Genomic DNA, 23,054 nt, shown 5'->3' with positions numbered 1-23,054 from the left:
CCGATCCTCCATCTTACTCAAATAATATAAGGCCCTGATGTAATAGGTGTACCTGAGAATCTTAAGAACCGCTTGCTTCGGTGCTTCCATTACCTGCGGCCGCTGTAGTGCCGGTATCCGTAGTTGAAGCTGCTTTGGTCACAACATCGATGGAGTAGACCTGTCCGCCAAGCTCTCTACGCTGGCCTTGGAATTCGTCGTACAGAGTGAGCTTGTAAGTGCCTCCGCTTAAGTTCTTGAACAGTGAGTTGGTAATGGTCGTTGTGTAGGAGCCATAAGTTCCTACTGCCAAATCCGTTCCAAGGGACAGCGTTTTCTCGAAATATTGTCCATACGGGTCAGTGATGTGCAGAATCAGCTTATGGTCGAATGCTCCCATCTGGTAAGTTGTATCCCGCGAGAGATTGTAGTTAAACGCCAATGCAAGACTGGTGGTGCCTGATGTAATAGTGCCTGTGGAATTTGAAATGGCCAGTGTGTAAGGATACAGGGATACAGAAGTCAGGTTGGAAGCAGGTGCAGGCACCACAGGAGCCAGTGTCAGTGCTGATGTATTCACATAAGCTGTAGCCGCAGTTCCGGCTGAAGTCAGCTTACCGTCTGCAATCCCCTGGCTGACATACAGCTGAAGGCCGTTTGTGTCAACGGCAGCCGGTATGTTAGCCCAGAAGGTAACCAGGGTCTTGCCTGCCGGACTCGTGGAACTCTCCGACTGGACCGCAGTTGCCTCGAAATACTGTCCGTCTGCGGTTTTGAATTGTCCATACAGCCGGGAGAGATCAGTCTGCCGGGTTTCTTCACTGTTCATTTCTACTTCACTGTATATGAGGTTATTGCTGGTTCCGCTGTATACAAGGGTTGAACGTTCCTTCACGCTGGCTTTTTTACCGGTCGAAGTAATCTTGAACGATTCACCTGCAGCCAAAGGCGTAATACCGCTGCTAAGCCCGTCCGTTGTGCCAAGGGAGAGGAACTGGGTAGTGCTGGTGCCGGAAGTCTCTTGCAGAATAATCTGGGCCTGGCTGAAATCAAGCGTATAGGGCACGCGGGCAAGCACCGAGACCTGCATGCTGGCTCCAGGCGCCAGAACCGTGCTGGTACTCTCCATGTACAGCTGCGAGGACGAGCTCAAATCCGTCTGATCCACTTTCAGCACACCGGTAAGTGCAGGCAGAGTAATTGTTTTGGAGGAATGGTTGCTGATGCTGACCTTAGCCTGTACGATATCTTCGCTGCCCCATGGCAGACGCTGCAGGGAATTCAGTGTGACGCCGAAGGTGCCGTAGCTGTTGGTAATGCTGTTCTCTGTAGAAATGTGAGTATTGCCTGCCAGGGAATAAGGGATTTTGAAATAGGCTACAGGCAGTATTACTTTACTTGAACTGCTGCTGCTCTCACTGCTGCCGTTGCTGCTGGTGCTGCTGGTGCTACTTGTGGTGGTACTGGTGCTGCTGCCCGCAGGGGCAACCATTTGCAGTTCGAGCGTATCCTGACCCAGTTCAAGCGGAACGCTGGCGGTTAGTTCAATCAGCTTCTCTTCCAGCGGCTTCAAGGTAAGGGAGCTGAACGCAGTCGTTGTTACCGGGAAGGTATAGCCTTCAGCGGATTTGACAGCAAGCTCATACGCAGGTAAAGTCACTGCTTTGGTGCCGGCATTTTTAAGGGTGAGCTGATAACTCCACACGGCGTTGCCATTGTCTGCATGCACACTTGCGTCCGCGAGCTTCATGTCTACAATATTGCTGTCGATGGAGATCTTCTTGGTATAGCCAGCCGCCACGGTGAAATCAGCTGTACCCGCAGCAGGAAGGGAATAGGAGGAGACCGGAAGATAGAGCTTCAGCCCTTCATCCAGCTTGGCGATCTGCAGCGTCATCTTGGTGACGTTCATGTAGGAGGGAATCTCAGTCATATAGTAGAGCGTCTTCTTCTCCTGAGGCTGAATCTTGTATTCAGAGCTGCTGTCATCCAGCGTGAGCGTGAAGGTAGAGCCGCCCGAGGATTTCAGGTACAGGCTGTAGCCCGGGTCTGTAAGCACCTTGGTGCCCAGATTTGTTAAGCTCAGTCCAACCTTGGCATAGACCTTGCCGTTATATTTATAGATTTGCACAGATTCAGCTTTGGTGTTGACCGGAATGCTGCTTAGTTCAACTTTGCGGATCTCACCCTTAAGGGCGGACAGCGAATAGTTAGACGGAACGGTAAAAGTACCTATACGCTGTTCATAATTATCGGAGCTGAAGTTCCAGCCGTACATGTTGACTTTAAGCCCTTTGACCGAGGCGGCTGTTCCGATATTCGCATAATATGTAATGCTGGTGCTCTGCTTCGCAGCTATCTTCTTGGTAGTGCTGTCTGCGGTGACGGGGATTCCCTTGATGATGCTGCCGCCGGTAGTCACAATCTTGGAGAAATAGTTCACCAGATTGACGCTACTGCCAGCATTGTTAGTATAAGTGAGTGTATAGGTGAGAATATTACCTCCGGTTTGGCTCTGAATGCCTACATGGCTCAGCTTCACACTAAGCGTAGTGCCGAGCTTAATCGCGCTGAGACCGGTGAGTGTGGAGACTTCCGTTACTGTGGCCGCTGTTTTGGCAGTGGCTGTACTGGCCGGGGCAGCAAACGCCGTGGTTCCCGCGATCCCCGCGAGTTGACTTGCAGCAAATGTACTGAGTAACAGCAGGACAAATGCCTTTCTTCGTTTAAGCATGAAATTCCCTCCCTGTATAAAAGCCGATACGATCCCAAAGCTGCCGCATTCAAAATAAGGACAGCTAGGCTTTTCTCAATAGGGAAAATATCAAATCCGGCTGAACGTCTGCTGAAAAAAAGCCCTTCAAACGGTGCTGAAGCTTAAAGGAAGCTTAAAGGAAGATAAAAATTAACCTAAAATTGTGCAACTTGTCAAAAGCGCTGTTTTTGCATATAATAAATAGACATATCTTCTGAACTGGAAGATCGAGTGTATTTGACACAATCCGCATAAATGCATTGATGGAGAAAAGTACGCAGTGCCTGGCTTACAGGGAGGAAGCGCCGCAGATTGAGAGCGTTTCTAAGAGAGCAGAGCTGCCGAAGTTCACTCCGGAGCAGTTCCCTGAATTCCACTCAGGTTCGCCTTGAGGGAGACAGTAGGGGATACCGGCCGCAGACCGTTATTTCTGTTAAAGTGAGACAGGTCTCCACCGCACCGAAAGAGGGAATATTGCTCTTAAGGGAAGCGCTGCAGCCGTCTAACAAGGGTGGTACCACGGTCTTTTCGTCCCTTTACCGGGAGGAAAGGCCTTTTTTTGTTGAACAATACGAGATTTAAGGGGGCAGTACAAGGCATGAAAGAGAAATTGGAAGCATTGAAGGCCGAGGCATTGGCGAAGCTGCAGGAGGTAACCGATCCGCAGATTCTGAATGATGTGCGCGTGAAATACCTTGGTAAAAAAGGTGAGCTTACTGAAGTTCTGCGCGGTATGGGCGGGCTCAGCGCAGAGGAACGTCCGGTGATCGGCCAAGTGGCCAACCTGGTACGCAGTGCCATTGAAGAGGTCATCGGCGCGAAGCAGGAGCTCTTCCAGCAGCAGGAAACACAGAACCGTCTGAATGCGGAGAAGGTTGATGTTACATTGCCGGGCCGCGGCCTGCCGCAGGGCGGAGTTCACCCGCTGAGCCGGGTGATCCAGGATATCGAGGATATTTTCATCGGGATGGGCTTCCAGATTGAAGAAGGACCGGAAGTGGAGACAGACTACTTCAACTTCGAAGCCCTTAACCTGCCGAAGAACCATCCGGCCCGTGATATGCAGGATTCCTTCTATATAACGGAAGACATTCTGATGCGCACACAGACTTCTCCGGTGCAGGTCCGCACCATGCAGGCTATGAATGGCGAAGCTCCGGTCAAAATCATCTGTCCGGGCAAAGTGTTCCGCCGCGATGATGACGATGCGACCCATTCCTTCCAGTTCCATCAGATTGAAGGTCTGGTCATCGGCCGTAATATCCGGATGAGCGACCTGAAGGGGACACTGCAGCAGTTCATGAAAGAGATGTTCGGTCCTACGGCCGGCATCCGCCTGCGTCCGAGCTTCTTCCCGTTCACCGAGCCGAGCGTTGAGGTGGATGTAAGCTGCTTCAAATGCGGCGGCGAAGGCTGCCGTCTCTGCAAGCAGAGTGGATGGCTGGAGATCCTTGGTGCAGGTATGGTTCACCCGAATGTGCTGCGGATGGGCGGATACGACCCTGAAGTTTACAGCGGCTTCGCATTCGGTATGGGTGCGGAACGGATCGCGATGCTGAAATACGGAATCGATGACATCCGCTACTTCTACACGAATGATATGGGTTTTGTGAAGCAGTTCAAGGGGATTTAGAGATTTGGCGGGTGTGCGGGGTGCGTGGGATTGGATACTGGCAAGCCGATGACGGCTGTTCTATAGAAATGACTGTAATAGAAGGACCGGAGGGGGATTTTGGAACTGTAGGAGCGTCAGCGTCCGCCTTTGTCACCGGATTTCAACCGCGAAGAGCGGTATAAATAAAGAAATCTGGGGACAACAGCGGCCGGAAGTCCAAATATTCTCTGTAGGAACACTGCTTTACAGGAATTTTAATAGAACGAAGTTGGCATCGTGGCTTGTTTTAGATCCGCTCCCGCGCGCCAAGCATAGGCCGGCATGGAGAGATAAATACATCTGAAACAAAAGGAAGTGTGCGAAAATGAAAGTATCAACCGCCTGGCTGGCTGATTATATATCGCTGGACGGGGTGACCGCTGATGAACTTGCGGACAAAATCACTACCGCCGGCATTGAGATTGACGGAGTTGAACGCCGTAACAAAGGGATTTCCGGAATCGTAACCGGCTATGTGAAATCCAAAGAGAAGCATCCGGACGCCGACAAGCTGAACATCTGCATCGTGGATGCCGGACAGGGCGAGGATCTGCAGATTGTCTGCGGTGCCAAGAATGTCGCAGCGGGACAGAAGGTTCCGGTCGCACTGGTTGGCGCTAAGCTGCCCGGACTGGAAATCAAGAAAGCTAAGCTGCGCGGCGTGCTGTCGCAGGGGATGATCTGCTCGGCCAAAGAGCTGGGGCTGAACGACAAGCTGCTGCCCAAAGAGCTGCAGGAAGGTATTCTCGTATTGCCTGAGAATATAGAAGTCGGCCAGGATATCCTCAAGGTGCTTGGCCTGAACGATGAAATCCTGGATTTCGACCTGACGCCTAACCGCTCCGACTGTCTGAGCATGATCGGTGCTGCTTATGAAGTGAGCGCAATTCTGGGCCGTGACCTGCAGCTGGCAGATCCGGCGGCAGAGCTTGTGGAAGCAGGCGGACGGGCAGCGGATTCCATCACTGTCAATATTGAAAATGAAGAATACTGCAGCCATTATGCTGTGCGTTATATTGCCGGAGTGAAGACAGCTCCATCCCCGCTCTGGATTCAGAACCGCTTGATGGCGGCCGGGGTACGCCCGATCAATAATATCGTCGATATCACCAACTACGTAATGCTGGAATACGGACAGCCGCTGCATGCGTTTGACGGCGATCAGCTGGCAGGCGGAACGATTGGTGTACGGTTCGCTCATGAAGGTGAGCTGCTGACAACACTTGACGGCCAGGAGCGCAAGCTGGAGCCGCAGATGCTTGTCATCGCTGACGGGTCAGGAGCTATCGGCCTGGCTGGCGTTATGGGCGGATTATCGACTGAGGTTACAGCAAATACCGTCAATATCGTATTGGAATCCGCCAAATTCGACGGCGGGACTGTACGCAAGACCTCGCGTCAGCTGGGTCTGCGTTCTGAAGCTTCCCAGCGCTTCGAGAAGGAAGTCGATCCGAATGCCGTCATTCCTGCACTTAACCGTGCGGCTGCCCTGATCGCCCGCTATGCCGGCGGCTCTGTGCATGAAGGTATTGTTGAGGCAGGCAGTGTCTCTACTGAGGAGAAAGTACTGACCCTGTCGCTGGAGAAGCTGAATCAATATCTGGGTACCGAGCTGTCTTTGCTGGAAGTGAAGACCCTATTCGGCCGTCTGCACTTCAAGTGCGGTGATGCTGCCCAGGGAATCATCGAAGTTCAGGTTCCCACGCGGCGCGGCGACATCAGCTATGATGTGGATCTCATTGAAGAGATTGCCCGCCTGTACGGATATGACAACATCCCGACAACCCTTATTGAAGGAACTACTACACCGGGGGCACTCACCAGAGAGCAGTTCCTGCGCCGTGAGCTCCGCCGCCTGCTGGCCCTTGGCGGGTATCAGGAGGTTATGGGGTATTCCTTCATCCAGCCGGAACAGAGCAAGCTCTTCCCGGCACTTGCGGACGGCAAGCTCTCCGTGAAGCTGGCGATGCCGATGAGTGAGGAACGCAGCGTGCTACGTACCAGCCTGCTGCCGCAGCTGCTGGACATTGCCCTCTATAACACTAACCGCCGTCAAGGCGATCTGGCGCTGTTCGAAATCGGCAATGTCTTCTTCACCGATGAAGAAGTGCTTACCCGCCAGCCGAACGAGCTGCCGGTACTTGGACTGCTGCTGAGCGGCACACGTGCTGCCAAGCAGTGGAATGTAGCGGCTGAGCCTGTAGATTTCTTCGATCTTAAGGGTGCGCTTGAAACTGTATTTGCCCATCTTGGCCTTACGGACCGCATAATCTATGAAGGGGATGCTCCTGAAGGCTACCATCCGGGACGCTCTGCTTCCGTCTACCTGCTGCAGGCTGAAGGCCGTGATAAGATCGGTACCATCGGACAGCTGCATCCGGAGCTTCAGCGACAGATGGATCTGGAGGATACTTATGTAGCTGAAGTGCTGCTGCAGCCGCTCTATGATGCGGCGCGCGCCCAATTACAGTACAGTGAGCTTCACCGCTTCCCTGGGATGGAACGGGATATTGCGGTAGTAGTAGACGCAGAGGTTCCTGCAGGGCACCTGATAGCTTCCATCCGTGAACATGGCGGAACACTGCTGCAGAATGTGCAAGTGTTCGATGTCTACACCGGCGGCAAAATGGAAGCTGGAAAGAAGAGCGTAGCCCTCTCGCTGCTGTACCGTCATACGGACCGTACACTTACCGATGAAGAGGTTGTGGAAGTGCATGACAGAGTCGTTTCTGCTCTGGAGCAAACTTTTGGCGCAGAATTAAGAAAATAGCAGGAATTGTGCAAAGCCGCAGCGAATCCATTTAGAAACCGATTCGCTGCGGCTTTGCTGTACCCTTGTGAAGTACAGAGTCCGGTTTAAATCTATGAAATGAACACGTTTTTTTGCCAAAGGTTAAGGAATAACGCTACAATAGCAGTAAGGAAATCAGCTTAGAATCCGCACACATACAAAGGAGGGCACAACTGTGGCTATGGACCGGACTCGTGTCGCCGTGGAGATATACGGAACTTCCTATAAACTTGTCGGAAGCAGCACTGAATATATGAAGCAGGTTGCCCGTTATGTCGATGAGCATATGCGTGCAATATCCAAATCACATTCCAGACTGGATACCCCGCGGATCGCGGTGCTTGCAGCTGTACATATGGCAGAGCAGGCTATCCAGGTTCAGGATTTCAAGAATGAATTGAATATGCTGACCGGTGAACGTACCGAGCTGCGCGTGGAGGTGTCACGCCTTCAGGAGGCGCAGCGCGAACGGCAGGAAGAATACGAGAAGCTTGAAGCGGCCGCCAAGGAAGAAGCGGCACGGCTGATTGCCGCCGTGGAAGAAGAACGCGCAAGGCATCTGGACCTGCAGGAGCAGGAGCGTCAGATGCACGCACAGCTGCTGGAGGAAGAAAAGCAGGCTGCTGCTTCCAGCCGCGGGCAGCTGACAGATGCACTGCAGGCGCGCGAAGCAGAGCTCAAAGCGCTGCGGGAGACTTACGAAGCAGAGCAGGCTGCAAGCCGCGAAGCTGCAAGACAGGAGCTGGAAGCGGCTGAAGCGTTACGGCTGCAGCAGCTTGAAGAGCTGAAGGCTGCTCATCTGCAGGAGCTGGAGCAGCTCCGGGAGACACTGACCCGGGAGAAAGCGGAGACGTTGGCAGGTCTGGAGCAGGAGCTGATCCAGACCCGGGAGTCTATGGGCAGTGAGATTGTTGAGATCCGTACCACCTTGAGCAAGGAGCTCGCCGATACCAAGGCGACGCTCACCAGTGAGCTCAGCGGAGAGCGCGAAGCGCTTGAGAAGGAGCTTGCCAAGAATAAGGAGCTGCGGCAATCCCAGGGGACGCAGGAGCACAGGCACAAGCAGCAGCTTCAGGAGCTGGAGAAGCAGCTTGCTGAGCTGCGCGGCGGAACCGGGCAGCTGCAGTCCCGGCTGCGCGCGGCGGAAGCCGGGCTCAAGGGCGAGCGCGATGCGCGCCTGACGCTGCTTGCGCAGTACGAAGCTGTGCTGAAGCGGGAAGAGCAGCTTGGCGAAGAGCTGCGCCTTGCGGCAGAGCAGGGGCAGCAGCATAGCGCAGAGCTGGAGGAAGTGCGCAAGCGTTACGTGCAGGCGCAGGATGAAGCAGCGGGACTTAACAGTGCGCTGCAGGAAACAGCGGACAAGCTAAGTGCGGCGCTGGAAGAACTGCAGACTGCCAATGAGCTCAGCGGTCTGCTGAATGATGAACTGGAGGGGTTACGCCAGCGTTATGAGCTGACGCAGGAAGAAGCGTCGTCTCTGCGCAAATCTCTGCGGGAGACGACGGATAATCTAAGCCGGACACAGGCGGAATTTGACCGTACCGCGCTCGAAGCAAGCTCCTGGCAGGAGCTTGCGAACAAGCATATGGAGGATATCGGCGAGCTGGAGATGAACCTTCTGGAAGCCGGCGAGAAATCGGCAGCGCTGCAGCGTGAAGTAGAGACCCTCCGCGGACAGGCGGATGGAATGGTGCAGCAGCTTGACCTGGAGGCCCAGCTTCGTGCTGAGGCGGAGCAGGAAGCTGCCCTTCACCAGGAAGCGGCAGAGGCAGCCCATAAGGAACTGGCGGCGCTGCGCGGCCGCTACGAAGAGCTGATCGCCCAGTATGATGAAATTCTGCAGGATGGCGAACAGCTGAAGGAACGTTATGAGCTGCTGGAAGCCGAAGGCGAGGAAGCTGCGCGGCGTCTGGAAGAGCTGTATGAGGCAGGCCGCGAAGCTGCCGCAGCGGCGGCGGAGCAGCAGGAAGCGCTCCGCGAGACCAGGGAGTACGAAGCTTCATGGAAGCAGAAGCACGAAGAGCTGAAGCAGCGCGAGCAGCAGTGGAGCGAGCAGGAAGCGAAGCTGCGTGAGGAGATTGAGATCTGGCAGCAGGAAGCCGGGGACGCTGAAGCCCAGACGGAATCTGTGAGCCGCTCGCGCAGCGAGACCGTGCAGCAGCTTGGGGAGATCGGCGAGAGCTACGAGCTCGTCCAGGGCCAGCTCCGTCTGGTTCAGGCCCAGTTCGAGCTGCAGCAGGGTGAGCTGGACAAGCTCTCCCAGGAGCACCGCAGCCTGCAGGCGGAATATGCCAAGCTGCAGAGTGAATATAATGAATGGATTCAACTGATCGAACAGGACAGTTGAATGGCGGATGCATTAACGAAAGAGCTGTTTTAAGCAGGAGACTGCTTGGAACGGCTCTTTTGCTTAGTAGGGGAAGTCCAACCGGGTCCACCGGAAGTGGATGATAAGGTGATTCAAAGCAACCTTGATTTCTTCGGAAGCGGACCAAAGGGCGGGCATGAAGAGCCGAAGTACCCTGAATCCGCCAGTAGTGGGCGGTAGGCAGGTAGAGTAGATGAGCCGAATGTATGCGAATAACCGAGTACAATGCGCCTCCGAGAGGGTAGAGGTAGAAGTGCCCCTGAATCCGCCGGAGGTGGACGGTAGAGGGGACTGAGGAAATCATAAATCCCCTTTGACTCTAGCAATAGGCATGTGGAGATAAGTCAAACACTGGTGTGTCGCTTAAATCGCCATCTGGTGGGTTTGGCTGCGAATAGGCAACTCTTGCAATTAATGATTCAGAATTTATAGGTTTAACATAATATGTTATTCATAAATTAAATATTGCAACCGTTTACAACTCGGGGTAGGATGTTGATTGAGGTGAACATGATGGATAAAAAATGGGTCAGCGGCGCGGGGGTTATTGTGCTTTTTCTGCTGCTGGCATATCTGTTTATAGACTTTGCCAATCATTCGGGCCGGATGGGCAGTATTGTCAATGAATTGAGCGGGCACTCTAGCGGGGATAATTCGGGCTATCATATTGTGCTGATCGAACAAGAGCGGTACCATCCGTACTGGGAAATGGTCGAGAAGGGCGCCAAGGAGGCTGCTGCAAAGTATGGGATCGATATCGAGTTCACCGGCCCGGTTCGCAATAACATGGAGGAGCAGATCAGCCTGCTGGAAAAAGCGATTGCCGCACAGGCGGATGCGATCATTGTGCAGGGGCTGAACGACGAGAAGTTCACCCCCGTAATTGATAAAGCCGTGAACCGGGGGATTCCGGTAATCACCATTGATACCGACGCTCCGGCGAGCAGGCGGCTGGCTTATGTAGGGACCGACAATGTTGCAGCAGGCGAGGCGCTGGGCCGGATGGTGGTTCAGACGACCGGCGGTAAAGGGAAGATCGGTGTGATCATCGGCAGCGAGCTGGCTAAGAATCAGGTTCAGCGTCTGAACGGCCTCAGTAATATTGTGAAAAATTACAGCGGTCTTGCAATTGTGGATGTCCGCAGCTCTAACATCTCACATATGGAGGCAATTCAGCAGGCAGCCGATATGCTGCGGCTTCATCCGGAGATTGATGTGATGATCGGTACCAGCTCAACGGATGCGTTGGGAGTACTGCAGGCCTCCAAGAGCCTGAAGCGTGTTCCGATGACGATCATTGGCTTCGATAACCAGGCAGAGACCCTTGCTGCCATCAGCCGCGGGGATATCACAGGCACCGTGGCACAGCAGCCTTATCTTATGGGGGCTACGGCTGTACGGCTGCTCCATGAGCATTTTCAGGGAATGCAGCTGGAGTCCAAATACTTCACCGGGGTGAAGGTGCTGGACAAGTCTAATGTGCAGGAGGGAGAGAGCCTATGAGTATCCGCCATAAGCTGCTCATCTGTATTCCGCTGCTTGTGCTGCTGATGAGCTCAGTCTCTTTTGTGCTTTTTGAGAGCGGAAAGAACGTGCAGGAGAGCTACCATCTGATGATGAACCGGATCATGCTGTACAAGGAAGTATCCTATGAGGTAGGGGAGAATATGCGCTCCCTGAACCGTTTCATTATGCAGGTGGACGCGGACAGCTTCCCTGAGGTGCAGAAGCATCTGCGAGCAGTGCAGGAGCTGCGGGCGAAGCTGGACGGAATGGCGACCATCGGGGGAAGCGGCCTTCCGCTGATGAATTACAGTCATATCATTGATACGTTTCTGGAGCAGGCCGGGCAGATGATTACAGAGATTGATGGTCAGGACTCCAACACACTGGCCGGTGCCTATATCGAGGCGGAGCAGACACAGCGGTTCATCCGCGAGGAAGCCCAGGAGCTGGTTGACCTGGAACTGGACCAGTACAAGCCGATCTATGCGGAGATTATGTCCACGACGGCCAAGCTGAACCGGCTGGGAAGTCTGCTGGTAATTACCGCAGCGCTGCTTAGTATCTGTATGGCGATCTGGCTGTCCGAGAGCATCACAGGACCTATCCGCCGCCTCGTGGCCACCGCCAAGCAGATCTCCAAGGGGAGGATGGATACGAAAGCGCCGGAGAGTGTCAACAACGATGAGATCAGCATCCTGTGCCGGGCTTTTAACGGAATGATCGACAATATCCAGGAGCTCATGAAGGAGAATATCAAGAGCGTTGAGAAGGACCGGCTGGTTAAAGAGCTGGAGCTGAAAATGCTGCAGAGCCAGATCAATCCGCATTTTCTGTTCAACACGCTGAATTCCATCGCCAAGCTGGCGTATCTGGAAGGAGCGGAAAGGACCAGCGATCTGACGGTATCGGTATCCCGCCTGCTCCGGTATAACCTGCAGAAGCTTGACCAGGCCGTCCCGCTACGCGAGGAAGTAGAGCATGTGAACGAGTATATTAACATTCAGCGGGCCCGCTTCCGTGACCGGATCTCTTTTGAGATGGATATTGATGAGCAGGCACTCGGCGGAATGATTCCCTGCCTGACTCTTCAGCCGATCTTCGAGAATGCTTTTGTCCACGGGCTGGAGCAAATGGAGGCAGGGGCGGTGTTGTCACTGTCGATCCGCTACCGCAGCGGACTTGTAGAGATTGAGATCAGCGATAACGGTGTGGGCATGAACCGGGAGACTGTAGCGAGGCTGATGGGATCAATCGAGGAAGAAGCCCCGTATTTCAGCGGTAAAGGTCAGTCCACCGGACTTGGGACACATAATGTATTCAAACGCCTGCATCTGTTCTTTGACGGGCAGCAGCTGATCGAGATTGACAGCAGTGAAGGGCAGGGGACGGCGGTGCTGTTCAAAGTACCCTTCCGCCCGTCTGCCTGAGCCGCAGGTGAGAAAGGAGATAGATTACGATGTATAGACTGCTGATCGCCGATGATGAGGCGCTGGAACGGGAAGGGCTGGAGCTGATGATCCGCCATATTTTCCCGGATGGATTTGAATTTCTGCATGCCGAGAATGGACGGAAGGCCATTCAGCTCGCGGAGGAGCACCGGCCTGATATTATCTTCATGGACATTAAGATGCCGGGCATTCAGGGACTGGAGGCCGTACGGCAGATTCTCACCAAGCTTCCTTCCGCGCAGATCGTGATGATTACCGCTCATGATTACTTCTCCTATGCCAAGGAGGGGCTGCTGCTGGGAGTGCGTGATTATCTGCTGAAGCCGGCCAGACGGGACGAAGTGGCGGATGTACTGAAGCAGCTGATGACGGTGATCCAGGAGGAGAAGCAGCGCAGGAATGAGCAGCTGGAGCTGCAGGAGAAGCTGGCCCACCTGCTTCCGCTGGCCGAGAACGAACTGACAATGATGCTCATGCTGGAGCATGTGCAGGATCTGGAGCTGGAACAAGTCGCTGGTCTGCTGGAGCTGCAGTGGGCCAAAGGCTATGCGATGGTGCTGTCATTCCCCAGACATTCAGGCGCAGCTTGGGAAGAGTTCCAGCAGGGCAAGCGGGGGATCTATGAGGCGGTCAAGCAGTTTGCCAGAGCAGGGCTTGGCTGTCTGTCCGGGCCGCTAATCGGGCATCAGCTGGCGTTGTTTATCCCCTTGCCGCCGGGGCGGACCGGTTACTCACAGCGCGTCAGCTCGATGGATTGGGGGGAGCGGCTCCGCAGTCTGATGGAGCAGCGGTTCGGTCTGCCGGTCAGCATAGGCATCGGCTCGATCCGCGAGGGCTGGGACGGGCTTAGCCGATCCTACCGGGAAGCGGTCCGTGTCTGTGCGGATCACCATGATTCCTTCAGCGTGCACCACTATGATGATATCATCCAGAGCTCGGGGCAGACGGCCGTATCCCTGGATGAGGAGAAGCGGCTGCTGGATGCCCTGCTGCAGCGGAGCAAGCAGGAAGCGTTAGAGCGTTTCGGTACGCTGTATGCCTATTTCGAGCAGGGCGGTGAGCGGCAGCTGCCTGTGATAAGGGGAGAGGTGACCGGGCTCCTGCTGTTCCTCGCCAGAGGGGTTCATTCTGTGGCGGGGGCGGAGATTCTCGCTTCCTTAAGTGCGGCGGAGGACCCTGTCTCCCTCAGGCTGAGCGCAGAAACCTGGCTGGAGCGGCTGATCCACAATCTGGAGCAGGAACAGGAGCATAACCGTTCCCATGTCCATCAGCGGGCGCTGCTCTATATCAGCCAGAAATATAAAGAGGATATCTCCATGGAGCAGACGGCTGAGTATGTGAACTTAAGCCCGCATTATTTCAGCAAATTGTTCCGGCAGCATGCGGGCGAAACCTTCATTGATTACGTCACACGGCTAAGAATTAACGAAGCGAAGCGCCTGATCACCGGAGATCAGCTGAACCTCAAGGAGATTTGTTACGAGGTAGGCTACAAGGACCCGAATTATTTCAGCAGGGTCTTCAAAAAAGCAGCCGGCATGACGCCAAGCGAATTCCGGCAGCAGCATGAGAAGCAGGGTCCTTGCTAATAGAGCAAGGACTTTTTTGTGCCCCTGCCCCGGATAATCCTATGAAAGCGGCCGGGAAGAATTACATTACAGGAGAGGATAACGGAATGCAGGCGGAGAGCAAGAAAGTGCTGGGAATAGCGGCTCCGGCGGAGGATGATCCATGCTACACTTTTTTTTGTAAGCGCAATCAAATATGCGGCTAATGAAAAGGGGCGTAGGGCAGAGTGAGAAAATACGGAAGAGCGATTTCACTGGGGATGGCAGCGTTAGTGCTGGCAGCGTCAATGGCGGGCTGTGGAGTAGTCTCAAACGGTGATAATCAGAAGAAGGAGACAACCGGGGCTACGAAGGACGGAGACAAAATTGTCATCGGCATGTCGATGGATACCTTGAAGGAAGAACGCTGGCAGAAGGACCGGGATATCTTTACGGCAAAAGTGGAGGAGCTTGGCGGTGAAGTGAAGGTGCTGGCTGCAAACGGTGATGATGCTACCCAGTTGAGCCAGGCGGAACAGCTGATCTCCCAGGGTGTGGATGTGCTTGTGGTTATTGCCCATAACGCGGAAGCAACGGCTCCGATCGTAGAGAAGGCTCATAAGGAAGGCATCAAGGTCATTGCCTATGACCGCCTGATCAATAATGCTGAGGTAGACTATTATATTTCGTTTGATAACGTGCGTGTCGGAGAGTTCCAGGCTCAGGCGGTCATAGATAAGGCCCCTAAAGGCAATATCGTCTATATCGGCGGTGCAGATACCGATAACAACGCCCATATGTTCAAAGAAGGGGCGATGAATATTCTGAAGCCGCTTGAAGAGAAGGGCGACATTAAGATTGTCTACGACCAGTTCTCCAAGGATTGGAAGCCGGAAGAAGCGCTGAAAAATATGGAGAATGCGCTGACCGCGAACAATAATGATGTTCAAGGTGTGGTAGCAGCCAATGACGGGACTGCAGGCGGTTCGATTCAGGCGCTCACGGCTCAGGGCATGGCCGGTAAAATACCGGTATCCGGCCAGGATGCTGACCTTGCTGCGGTACAGCGTATCGCTGAAGGCACGCAGCTGATGACGGTCTACAAGCCGATCAACGCGATTGCAACCAAAGCTGCGGAAATGGCAATAGCAGCTGCCAAAGGCGAAAGTATTTCGACTGAAAAATCAGTTAACAACGGTAAAATTGATGTTCCTTCTGTGCTGCTCGATCCGCTAGCGGTCAATAAGGATAACCTGGACGTACTGATCAAGGACGGCTTCCACAAGCTTGAGGATGTCTACAAGAACGTTCCGAAGGACCAGTGGCCGAAACAATAAGGGCGGCCTGTCCGTCAAGCAGATGCGGCGCCTGTGGCGTTACCGCATCTGCTTGCAGGTTTAAGGGCCGGAAGGAGGAGCGGAAGGCATGAATGTACTTGAAATGGTAGAGATCAGCAAGACATTCCCCGGTGTTAAGGCGCTGGACCATGTGAACTTCAAGGTCAGGCAAGGGGAGATTCACGCCTTATGCGGCGAGAACGGCGCTGGTAAATCCACGCTGATGAAGGTATTGAGCGGACTATACCCTGCAGGGACATACGGCGGGGAAATCCTGATCAATGGGGAGAAAAAGTCTTTTCATAGAATAACGGATGCGGAGAAGGCCGGTATCGCGATTATTCACCAGGAGCTGGCACTCGTGAAGGAAATGACGGTCGGCGAGAATATCTTTCTGGGGGCAGAGCCGGTGAAGCGGGGGGCGATCCAGTGGAATGAGCTGTACCATCAGGCTTCGCTATGGCTGAAGAAGGTCGGGCTGAATCTGTCTCCGGACACGAAGATCGGCAATCTCGGCATCGGCCAGCAGCAGCTGGTCGAGATCGCCAAGGCACTCTCCAAGCATACCAAGATTCTCATTCTGGATGAACCGACGGCAGCTCTGACCGAGAGCGAGGTGTCTATCCTGATGGGCATTCTGAACCAGCTGCGGCGCGAAGGGGTAACCTGTGTCTATATTTCACACAAAATGCCTGAAGTGTTCGCACTGGCTGATTCCATCACCGTGCTGCGGGACGGGCGGACGGTAGCTACACTTGACCGCAGTGAGACAGATGACGACCAGATTGTATCCCTAATGGTTGGCCGTGAACTCACGGAGCGTTATCCGCGCGTGGAGCATTCGCCTGGGGAGAAGGTGCTTGAGGTCAGAGATTATAATGTATGGCACCCGGAGAAGCGCCGGCAGAAGGTGCTCCGCGATATTGAATTCAGCCTTCGTCAAGGTGAGATACTGGGTATTGCCGGGCTGATGGGCGCCGGACGCACGGAGCTTGTCAGCAGCCTCTTCGGCGCCTATGGGGGCCGGGCCGAAGGAACGGTGCTGATTGAAGGCAAGGCCATTAAGATCCGTTCCATAGCCGAGGCGATCAAGGCGGGGATTGCCCTGGTTACAGAAGACCGTAAACGCCAGGGGCTGGTCATGGGGATGGATGTCAAACGTAACACCACTTTAGCCACACTGGGCAAAGTCGCAAGGCTGGGGGTCATCAATGAGAATGAGGAAATTAAGTGGGCAGACCGGTACGTGCAGGATCTGAAGACGAAAACAGCTTCGCTGGAAACGCTGGTAGGCACACTGTCCGGGGGGAACCAGCAGAAGGTGGTTATCGGCAAGTGGCTGATGTCAGACCCCAAAATCCTGATTATGGACGAACCTACCCGGGGCATCGACGTCGGGGCGAAGTACGAAATATATAATTTGATGAATCAGCTGGTAGAGCAGGGCGTTGCCATTATTATGATCTCCTCGGAGCTTCCGGAGGTACTGGGCATGAGCGACCGGATTCTGGTGATGTGTGAAGGACAGTTCGTACGGGAATATGATTGGCGGGAAGCGACGCAGGAGAATATTATGCTGGCCGCTACGGGAGGTAGATAGAGATGCAGCTGCAAAAAGAGCTTAGGGAACCTGAAGCGGTTCCGGCAGCCGGAGGATCGCGCTTACGCGGCTTGTTCGGCAAAATGGATATGCGTGCCTATACGATGGTGGGTGCATTAATACTGATCTGGGTGCTGTTCGGAGTACTGAATCCGACCTTCCTGACTTCGCGGAATCTGTCCAATCTGTTCACGCAGATGTCGGTGACCTCCATTCTGGCCATCGGCATGGTGCTGGTCATTGTGGCAGGGCATATCGATCTGTCTGTCGGCTCCATCGTCGGACTGACCGGCGGCATGGCAGCTATTCTCAGCAACTGGCTGGAGCTGCCGGCTATTGTAGTCATTCTTGGCACACTGGCCGCAGGTGCCGTGCTGGGCCTGATTCAGGGCTGGCTGGTGGCGTATAAAATGATCCCCGCCTTCATTGTCACCCTCGGGGGAATGATGGTGTTCCGCGGGGTGCTGATGGGCGTGACCGAGTCGATGACCATTCCGGTATCCGACCCGGTGCTGGCCTTGCTCGGCAATGCTTATTTTGCCCCGGGCTTCGGGATCATCCTTGGTGTGATCGCAGTAGGACTGCTGCTCTGGAGTGCGTTCAATAAACGCCGTTCCCGCAGGAAATACGGCTTCGAAATCGCCCCGCTGGGCCTGGACATCGCCAAGGTGGCCGGACTTGCCCTGCTGGTGGTGGCTTTTGTAGCCGTGATGAATAATTACAAGGGGATTCCATTCCCGATTATTTTCGTAATTGTCCTGGCAGTCATCTTCTATTTCCTGTCGACTAAGACCACCTTCGGCCGTCATATCTATGCAATAGGGGGCAATATTGAGGCGGCACGCCTCTCCGGCATTAACATCAAGCGCAAATCCATGCTGATCTTCGTGTTGAGCGGATTGCTGGGCTCGATCGCCGCCATCGTGCTCACCTCACGCCTGGCCTCGGCCACCATCACTGCAGGTAATATGGCTGAGATGGATGCTATCGCCGCTTGCGTCATTGGCGGCACTTCCCTGATGGGCGGAGCCGGCACAGTCATCGGTGCCATTATCGGAGCGCTGGTGATGACCTCGCTGGATAACGGAATGTCGCTGATGGGACTGGAATCCTTCTGGCAGTATGTCGTCAAAGGCTCAATCCTGGTCATTGCAGTCTGGCTGGATATTTCCAATCGCAGCAAGGGTGTGAAGTAACGGCAGCTTCAGCCGGTTAACAACTTTCAGCAGAACAACCAAAAAGCCGGTCAAGGACAATGGGGTCAGTCCCACAGTTGTCCTTGGCCGGCTTTTTTGCTATGCGTATAGAGCTGCCTATTCAACGATAATCTTGGCGCTCATTCCGCTGTGGCCGGAGCCGCACATGATCGCGCAGGTGACCTCGAAGGTTCCTGCCTCCTCGGGGAGAATCACCTTGGAGGAATCTTTGGCATCCAGCCGCAGCTTCATCTCAGGCACAAGAATGCCGTGGTTGCCGCTCTCGTTTTTGAAGATGATTTTGACAGGTACGCCCTTCTTCAAGTGGTATTCTTTCTGGTCAAAGCTGTAGTTGGTTGCTGTAATGACGATTTCTTCTTCCGCCGTAAGATTGGTGTCAGCAGCCGGGCTGTTAGCGCTGTCAGAATTGCTGCTGCCCCCGCCGGCTCCGCAAGCCGTAAGCAGTAGTGCAAATACAATGGAACAAAGAATAGCCGCCTTCCTGATCATAAGCATCCTCCTAAAAGGTTCGTGATGAATTGTGATAACAGATGACATTAGCATAGCTCAAATCCTGATAGTTGTCTTGGATAATCTGTGAGAAATTGTTTGACCGGAAGCTGACTCCAAACTTTGTCGAAAAATGCAAAAATATGATGCAAAAACAATTAAAATTTATTATAATTAAAGCTATTATAATTTTAACTTTTATATTATTTGGTTAGAAGTAGGGGATCCACATTATTTTAGCCCACGAATCGCAAAGTTCTGAGAAATGGCACCGCAGAATATTAACCGGATACTGGATTATTGTGCTCTGTATGCTGGCAGCCCAATTTATTTTTATGCTGTCCTCCCATTCCACTGAGACTAAGACCATCCTCATCCCCAGTAAGGGCCACTTGTTCATCGCCTGTAATCTGATGATCATTATAGCTATGGCTTCCGCCGAGATTTGGCTGCGTAAGATGCAGCATTATCATAAGCAGGCCGTTGTGATCTGCGGATTCATCGTTTCTTATCTGATGTATTTTGTGCTGGAGCCTTTTGTAGACGGTGCCCAGATGACACTTATGATGCCGATTATGATTGCCCTGATCTATTTCGACCAGCGGCTGCTATACTATCTCGGGGTATTCAGCACGCTATTCTATAGCGGGATTTATTTCGGGCTGGAGCAGCCGCTGCTGGACAAACCGCTGCTGGAATTTCTGATGGTGGAATGTGTGTTTATTGTGTTCGCCGTGATGGCGCAGGCTGTCATTGTCAGGGCCCGTGAGACCCGCGAATATCTGGAACAGTTGACCAAGTCGGAGCAGGGGCTGATGGTGGAACGGGCGATTTCCGACAAGCTGCTGAAGATCGATGCGCTTACCGGCCTGTACAATCACAAAACCTTTCATGAATATCTGGACTCCCTGCTGGAGCAGTGCGAGAGCAACGGGCTGAGGCTGCAGCTGGCGCTGTTTGATATCGACAACTTCAAGCGTGTTAATGATACGTACGGACACTGGGTCGGCGATCTCGTGCTTAAGGAGGTGGCAGCAAAGGTGAATGGTCTGATCGGGCTGAATGATTTCGCGGCGAGATACGGCGGGGAAGAGTTCGCGGTGATTTTTACGGATAAAAGCTTTCAGGAAGCCTATGCTGCCGTCGAGGAGATGCGGGTAGGTATAGCCGCTATGGAGCATCCGTATGCCGGAGGCAAGCCGATTACGGTCAGTATCGGATTCTGCGATTATCAGCTGGGGGACGGCAAGGAAATGCTGTTCCGCAAGACGGACGAAGCGCTGTACAGCGCCAAGCGGGGCGGTAAAAATGCTGTCGTCACGGCTGCTGTCACCCATGGCGATGATCCGGTTGTGTCCTATGCGTAATTTTTAGTTATAAAAATTTTTTAATTACAAAAAACCCCCAGTATCCGGTATAATCCGGGGATTGGGGGTTTCGTTGTGCGCTGAAACGGATACCGTCCCCTAAGGGTGGTTCAGCCGTTTCTACTTGGCCGCTTCAAACGGAGTGGATACCGGCAGGAAGAGGTCGATAATACCAATGACCAGGGCTGCGAGCAGCGCTCCGAGAATGGTGACACTGACTCCGCTCACAATGAACTGGGCAATCCAGATCACCAGGGCACTGACCAGGAAGCCGACGATACCGCGGCCGAAGGGTGTTGTTTTTTTGCCGAAAATGCCCTCAACCACCCAGCCGAGCAGAGCGATAACCAGCGCAAGCACAAGCGCGCTCCAGAACCCCCCGACCGTGAATTGCGGGACAATCCAGCCGACCACCATCAGAACGATTGCCGCGACCACGAAACGTACCACATGACCTAAGAATCTCACCTAACTAACCTCCTTTGGCGTTCGCGTAAGGATATGTGCGTTGTTATTGTGGCCCGCAGCCGCTTTTCTATGCCCAGAAATCATACCCAAATAGCGAAAATGGGCTAAATTAGGTATAATGTAACCATCTATGAAGGGAGTTGTGACAGTAATTGGACGACAAAATTTTGCATACGCTTGAATATCGCAAGATTTTAAATAAATTGATGCAGTATACGCAGACACCGATGGGACGGCTGACTGCCGAATTGCTGAAGCCCTCCGGGGATTTCGAAGGAGTGAAGCTGCTTCTGCAGGCTACGGATGAGGCTGCTAATGTTGACCGGCTGAAGGGAATTCCTTCCTTCCGCGGTGTGACTGACATCAAGCCCGCCCTGAAACGCGCTTCGATCGGGGGAATGCTGGGCACCACTGAACTGCTCTCTGTCGGCAACACGATCGGCGGAGCCCGCAGAGTGAAGCGGTTCCTCGGGGCGATGCACGAGGATGAGAAGATCCCTACCCTCTTCGCCCAGAGTGATCTGCTCTCGGAGCAGAAGCATGTGGAGGATGCCATCCGCCTGTGTATCGACGAGAATGCGGATGTCATGGATTCGGCCAGTACAGAGCTGGCCTCCATCCGCCGGGAGCTGCGCGGCGGCGAGACCCGCATCCGCGAGAAACTGGATTCCATGATCCGCTCGTCTTCGGTATCGAAGATGCTGCAGGATCAGCTTGTGACGATCCGTGGTGACCGGTTTGTCATTCCGGTCAAAGCGGAGTACCGTGCCCATTTCGGCGGCATTGTTCATGATCAGTCCGGCTCCGGGGCGACGCTGTTCATTGAGCCGGAATCGATTGTGGCGATGAACAACAAGCTGCGCGAGACACGGCTGCGCGAGGAGCGGGAGATCGAGATTATCCTGCACCGCCTGACGGCACTTGTCGGCGATATTGCCGAAGAGATGGCTTATGATATCGATATTCTCGGCGAACTCGATTTCATCTTCGCCAAAGCGCGCCTGGCACGCGACATGAAGGCTACCCAGCCGCGTATGAATGACCGCGGCTACCTGCGTCTGCGCAAAGGGCGCCATCCGCTCATTCCCGCAGAGCAGGTTGTGCCGCTGGATGTGGAGCTGGGCAACCAGTACACCTCGATTATCGTGACCGGCCCGAACACCGGCGGTAAGACAGTTACCCTGAAGACCATCGGTCTGCTCAGCCTGATGTCGATGTCGGGACTGTTCATTCCGGCAGAGGAAGGCAGCCAGATGTGCGTCTTCGATGCGATCTATGCCGACATTGGCGATGAGCAGAGTATTGAGCAGAGCCTAAGTACGTTCTCCAGCCATATGACCAATATCATCTCCATTCTGAAGAGAATGACGCCGAAGAGTCTGATTCTGCTCGATGAAGTTGGAGCAGGAACGGATCCGGCGGAGGGATCGGCCCTGGCGATTGCCATTCTGGAGAATATCCACCGTACAGAATGCCGGATGGTGGCAACTACGCATTACAGTGAGCTGAAGGCTTATGCGTATGAGCGCAAAGGCGTCATCAATGCCAGTATGGAGTTTGATGTGGCCAGTCTGAGTCCTACCTACCGGCTGCTGATCGGTGTGCCGGGACGAAGCAATGCATTCGCCATTGCCGAGCGCCTCGGCCTGCCGAATGCCATTCTTGAGCATGCGCGCGGCGAAGTCAAGGAAGAAGACATGCGCGTCGAGCACATGATCGCTTCCCTGGAAGAGAACCGCCTCACCGCAGAGAATGAGCGTGAACGGGCCGAGGGCCTGCGCCGCGAAGCGGAAGAATTCCGCAAGCGGCAGCAGCTGGAGCTGGAGAAGCTGGAAGGCCAGCGCGACAAACGCCTGGAGAAGGCAGAGAAGGATGCCAGCGATATCCTCGCCAAGGCGCGTAAGGAAGCCGAGGAGATCATCAGTGACCTCCGCCGCCTGGCAATGGAGGAAGGGGCGTCCGTCAAGGAGCACAAGCTGATTGAAGCGCGCCGGAGACTGGATGAAGCGGAGCCTGCACCGCGTAAGAAGGTTATTGCCCGCAGCAGCACCAAGGCGCCGCGGAAGATTCAGCCCGGGGATGAAGTCAAGGTGGCTAATGTGAATCAGAAGGGCCTTGTTGTAGAGCTTAGCGGTGCCAAGGAAGCCGTGGTGCAGTTCGGCATTATGAAGATGAAGGTCAACCTTGCTGATCTGGAGTTCCTGGCCTCTGCACCGGATGCGCCTCCGCCGGCTCTGCGCCGGGCTACGACAGTCAAGCGTACGCGGGATGAGAATGTCCGCACCGAGCTCGATCTGCGCGGGGCCAATCTGGAAGAGGCCATCATGGAGACCGACCGCTTCATCGACGAAGCGTTCCTCGGCAACCTTGGGCAGATTTCGATTATCCACGGCAAAGGCACGGGGGTATTGCGGACGGGGATACAGGAATATCTGCGCAAGCATAAGCATATCAAAAGCTACCGGCTCGGGAATTACAACGAAGGCGGCGCGGGCGTAACCGTGGCTGAACTGCAGTAGCGTCCGGCA

The 23,054-nt window shown here is 54.2% G+C and carries 14 protein-coding genes and 1 other annotated feature; of the genes, 11 read left to right on the top strand and 3 right to left on the bottom strand.

Features of this window, described 5'->3' with window-relative positions; translation table 11 throughout:
• Positions 1-61: 61 nt before the first annotated feature.
• Entirely contained in the window at positions 62-2,713 is a 2,652-nt protein-coding gene (locus MKX70_RS30175; RefSeq protein ID WP_340841445.1) for a hypothetical protein, read from the bottom strand.
• 272 nt (positions 2,714-2,985) lie between these two features.
• Positions 2,986-3,273, top strand: a binding site (T-box leader).
• Positions 3,274-3,332: 59 nt separating this feature from the next.
• On the opposite strand from MKX70_RS30175, the gene pheS reads away from it, so the two are divergent.
• The 9 genes from pheS to MKX70_RS30130 all read left to right on the top strand — a co-directional run bounded on the left by pheS (position 3,333) and on the right by MKX70_RS30130 (position 18,181).
• Positions 3,333-4,367, top strand: coding sequence for a phenylalanine--tRNA ligase subunit alpha (gene pheS, locus MKX70_RS30170; RefSeq protein WP_042234103.1), 1,035 nt, complete (start codon positions 3,333-3,335; stop codon positions 4,365-4,367).
• Between the two features lie 346 nt (positions 4,368-4,713).
• The gene (pheT, locus tag MKX70_RS30165; protein ID WP_340789122.1) at positions 4,714-7,158 is read left to right on the top strand and encodes a phenylalanine--tRNA ligase subunit beta; all 2,445 of its coding nucleotides are present in this window, start codon (positions 4,714-4,716) and stop codon (positions 7,156-7,158) included.
• Between the two features lie 202 nt (positions 7,159-7,360).
• The gene (locus MKX70_RS30160) at positions 7,361-9,526 is read left to right on the top strand and encodes a hypothetical protein (RefSeq protein WP_445323727.1); all 2,166 of its coding nucleotides are present in this window, start codon (positions 7,361-7,363) and stop codon (positions 9,524-9,526) included.
• A gap of 531 nt (positions 9,527-10,057) precedes the next feature.
• Positions 10,058-11,050: a sugar-binding protein gene (locus tag MKX70_RS30155; protein WP_340841718.1), complete on the top strand. Its 993-nt coding sequence runs from the start codon at positions 10,058-10,060 to the stop codon at positions 11,048-11,050.
• Entirely contained in the window at positions 11,047-12,480 is a 1,434-nt protein-coding gene (locus tag MKX70_RS30150) for a sensor histidine kinase (protein ID WP_340841443.1), read from the top strand. Before MKX70_RS30155 ends, MKX70_RS30150 begins: the two co-directional genes overlap by 4 nt.
• A 29-nt stretch (positions 12,481-12,509) precedes the next feature.
• A complete protein-coding gene (locus MKX70_RS30145) occupies positions 12,510-14,090 on the top strand; it encodes a helix-turn-helix domain-containing protein (RefSeq protein WP_340841442.1) in 1,581 nt (526 codons plus the stop codon).
• Positions 14,091-14,329: 239 nt separating this feature from the next.
• On the top strand, positions 14,330-15,385 hold the full coding sequence (xylF, locus tag MKX70_RS30140; protein WP_340841717.1) for a D-xylose ABC transporter substrate-binding protein: 1,056 nt from the start codon (positions 14,330-14,332) through the stop codon (positions 15,383-15,385).
• 88 nt (positions 15,386-15,473) lie between these two features.
• Entirely contained in the window at positions 15,474-16,985 is a 1,512-nt protein-coding gene (locus MKX70_RS30135; protein ID WP_340841441.1) for a xylose ABC transporter ATP-binding protein, read from the top strand.
• A 2-nt stretch (positions 16,986-16,987) separates the two neighbouring features.
• Positions 16,988-18,181 carry a sugar ABC transporter permease gene (locus tag MKX70_RS30130; RefSeq protein WP_076242628.1) on the top strand — a complete coding sequence of 398 codons (1,194 nt, stop codon included), beginning with the start codon at positions 16,988-16,990 and terminating at the stop codon, positions 18,179-18,181.
• 117 nt (positions 18,182-18,298) lie between these two features.
• On the opposite strand, the gene MKX70_RS30125 is transcribed toward MKX70_RS30130, so the two are convergent.
• Positions 18,299-18,691: a cupredoxin domain-containing protein gene (locus MKX70_RS30125; protein ID WP_039308420.1), complete on the bottom strand. Its 393-nt coding sequence runs from the start codon at positions 18,689-18,691 to the stop codon at positions 18,299-18,301.
• 311 nt (positions 18,692-19,002) lie between these two features.
• On the opposite strand from MKX70_RS30125, the gene MKX70_RS30120 reads away from it, so the two are divergent.
• A complete protein-coding gene (locus tag MKX70_RS30120; RefSeq protein ID WP_336102494.1) occupies positions 19,003-20,058 on the top strand; it encodes a GGDEF domain-containing protein in 1,056 nt (351 codons plus the stop codon).
• Positions 20,059-20,178: 120 nt separating this feature from the next.
• Here the strand turns inward: MKX70_RS30120 and MKX70_RS30115 are convergent, their stop codons facing one another.
• A complete protein-coding gene (locus MKX70_RS30115; protein WP_039308415.1) occupies positions 20,179-20,526 on the bottom strand; it encodes a phage holin family protein in 348 nt (115 codons plus the stop codon).
• A 152-nt stretch (positions 20,527-20,678) separates the two neighbouring features.
• On the opposite strand from MKX70_RS30115, the gene MKX70_RS30110 reads away from it, so the two are divergent.
• Positions 20,679-23,045 carry an endonuclease MutS2 gene (locus tag MKX70_RS30110; protein ID WP_042135061.1) on the top strand — a complete coding sequence of 789 codons (2,367 nt, stop codon included), beginning with the start codon at positions 20,679-20,681 and terminating at the stop codon, positions 23,043-23,045.
• Positions 23,046-23,054 lie beyond the last annotated feature (9 nt).

This window comes from Paenibacillus sp. FSL R7-0312, assembly GCF_038004445.1.
GTDB lineage: Bacteria > Bacillota > Bacilli > Paenibacillales > Paenibacillaceae > Paenibacillus_AQ.
The sequence above is the reverse complement of the archived record's forward strand: the minus strand, read 5'-3'. Positions and strand labels throughout refer to the sequence as shown.

Bases quoted from the DNA above. Each gene is read 5' to 3' on its own strand.
- MKX70_RS30175 (WP_340841445.1), bottom strand. From the start codon at position 2,713: ATGCTTAAACGAAGAAAGGCATTTGTCCTGCTGTTACTCAGTACATTT.
- pheS (WP_042234103.1), top strand. From the start codon at position 3,333: ATGAAAGAGAAATTGGAAGCATTGAAGGCCGAGGCATTGGCGAAGCTG.
- pheT (WP_340789122.1), top strand. From the start codon at position 4,714: ATGAAAGTATCAACCGCCTGGCTGGCTGATTATATATCGCTGGACGGG.
- MKX70_RS30160 (WP_445323727.1), top strand. From the start codon at position 7,361: ATGGACCGGACTCGTGTCGCCGTGGAGATATACGGAACTTCCTATAAA.
- MKX70_RS30155 (WP_340841718.1), top strand. From the start codon at position 10,058: ATGATGGATAAAAAATGGGTCAGCGGCGCGGGGGTTATTGTGCTTTTT.
- MKX70_RS30150 (WP_340841443.1), top strand. From the start codon at position 11,047: ATGAGTATCCGCCATAAGCTGCTCATCTGTATTCCGCTGCTTGTGCTG.
- MKX70_RS30145 (WP_340841442.1), top strand. From the start codon at position 12,510: ATGTATAGACTGCTGATCGCCGATGATGAGGCGCTGGAACGGGAAGGG.
- xylF (WP_340841717.1), top strand. From the start codon at position 14,330: ATGGCAGCGTTAGTGCTGGCAGCGTCAATGGCGGGCTGTGGAGTAGTC.
- MKX70_RS30135 (WP_340841441.1), top strand. From the start codon at position 15,474: ATGAATGTACTTGAAATGGTAGAGATCAGCAAGACATTCCCCGGTGTT.
- MKX70_RS30130 (WP_076242628.1), top strand. From the start codon at position 16,988: ATGCAGCTGCAAAAAGAGCTTAGGGAACCTGAAGCGGTTCCGGCAGCC.
- MKX70_RS30125 (WP_039308420.1), bottom strand. From the start codon at position 18,691: ATGATCAGGAAGGCGGCTATTCTTTGTTCCATTGTATTTGCACTACTG.
- MKX70_RS30120 (WP_336102494.1), top strand. From the start codon at position 19,003: ATGCTGGCAGCCCAATTTATTTTTATGCTGTCCTCCCATTCCACTGAG.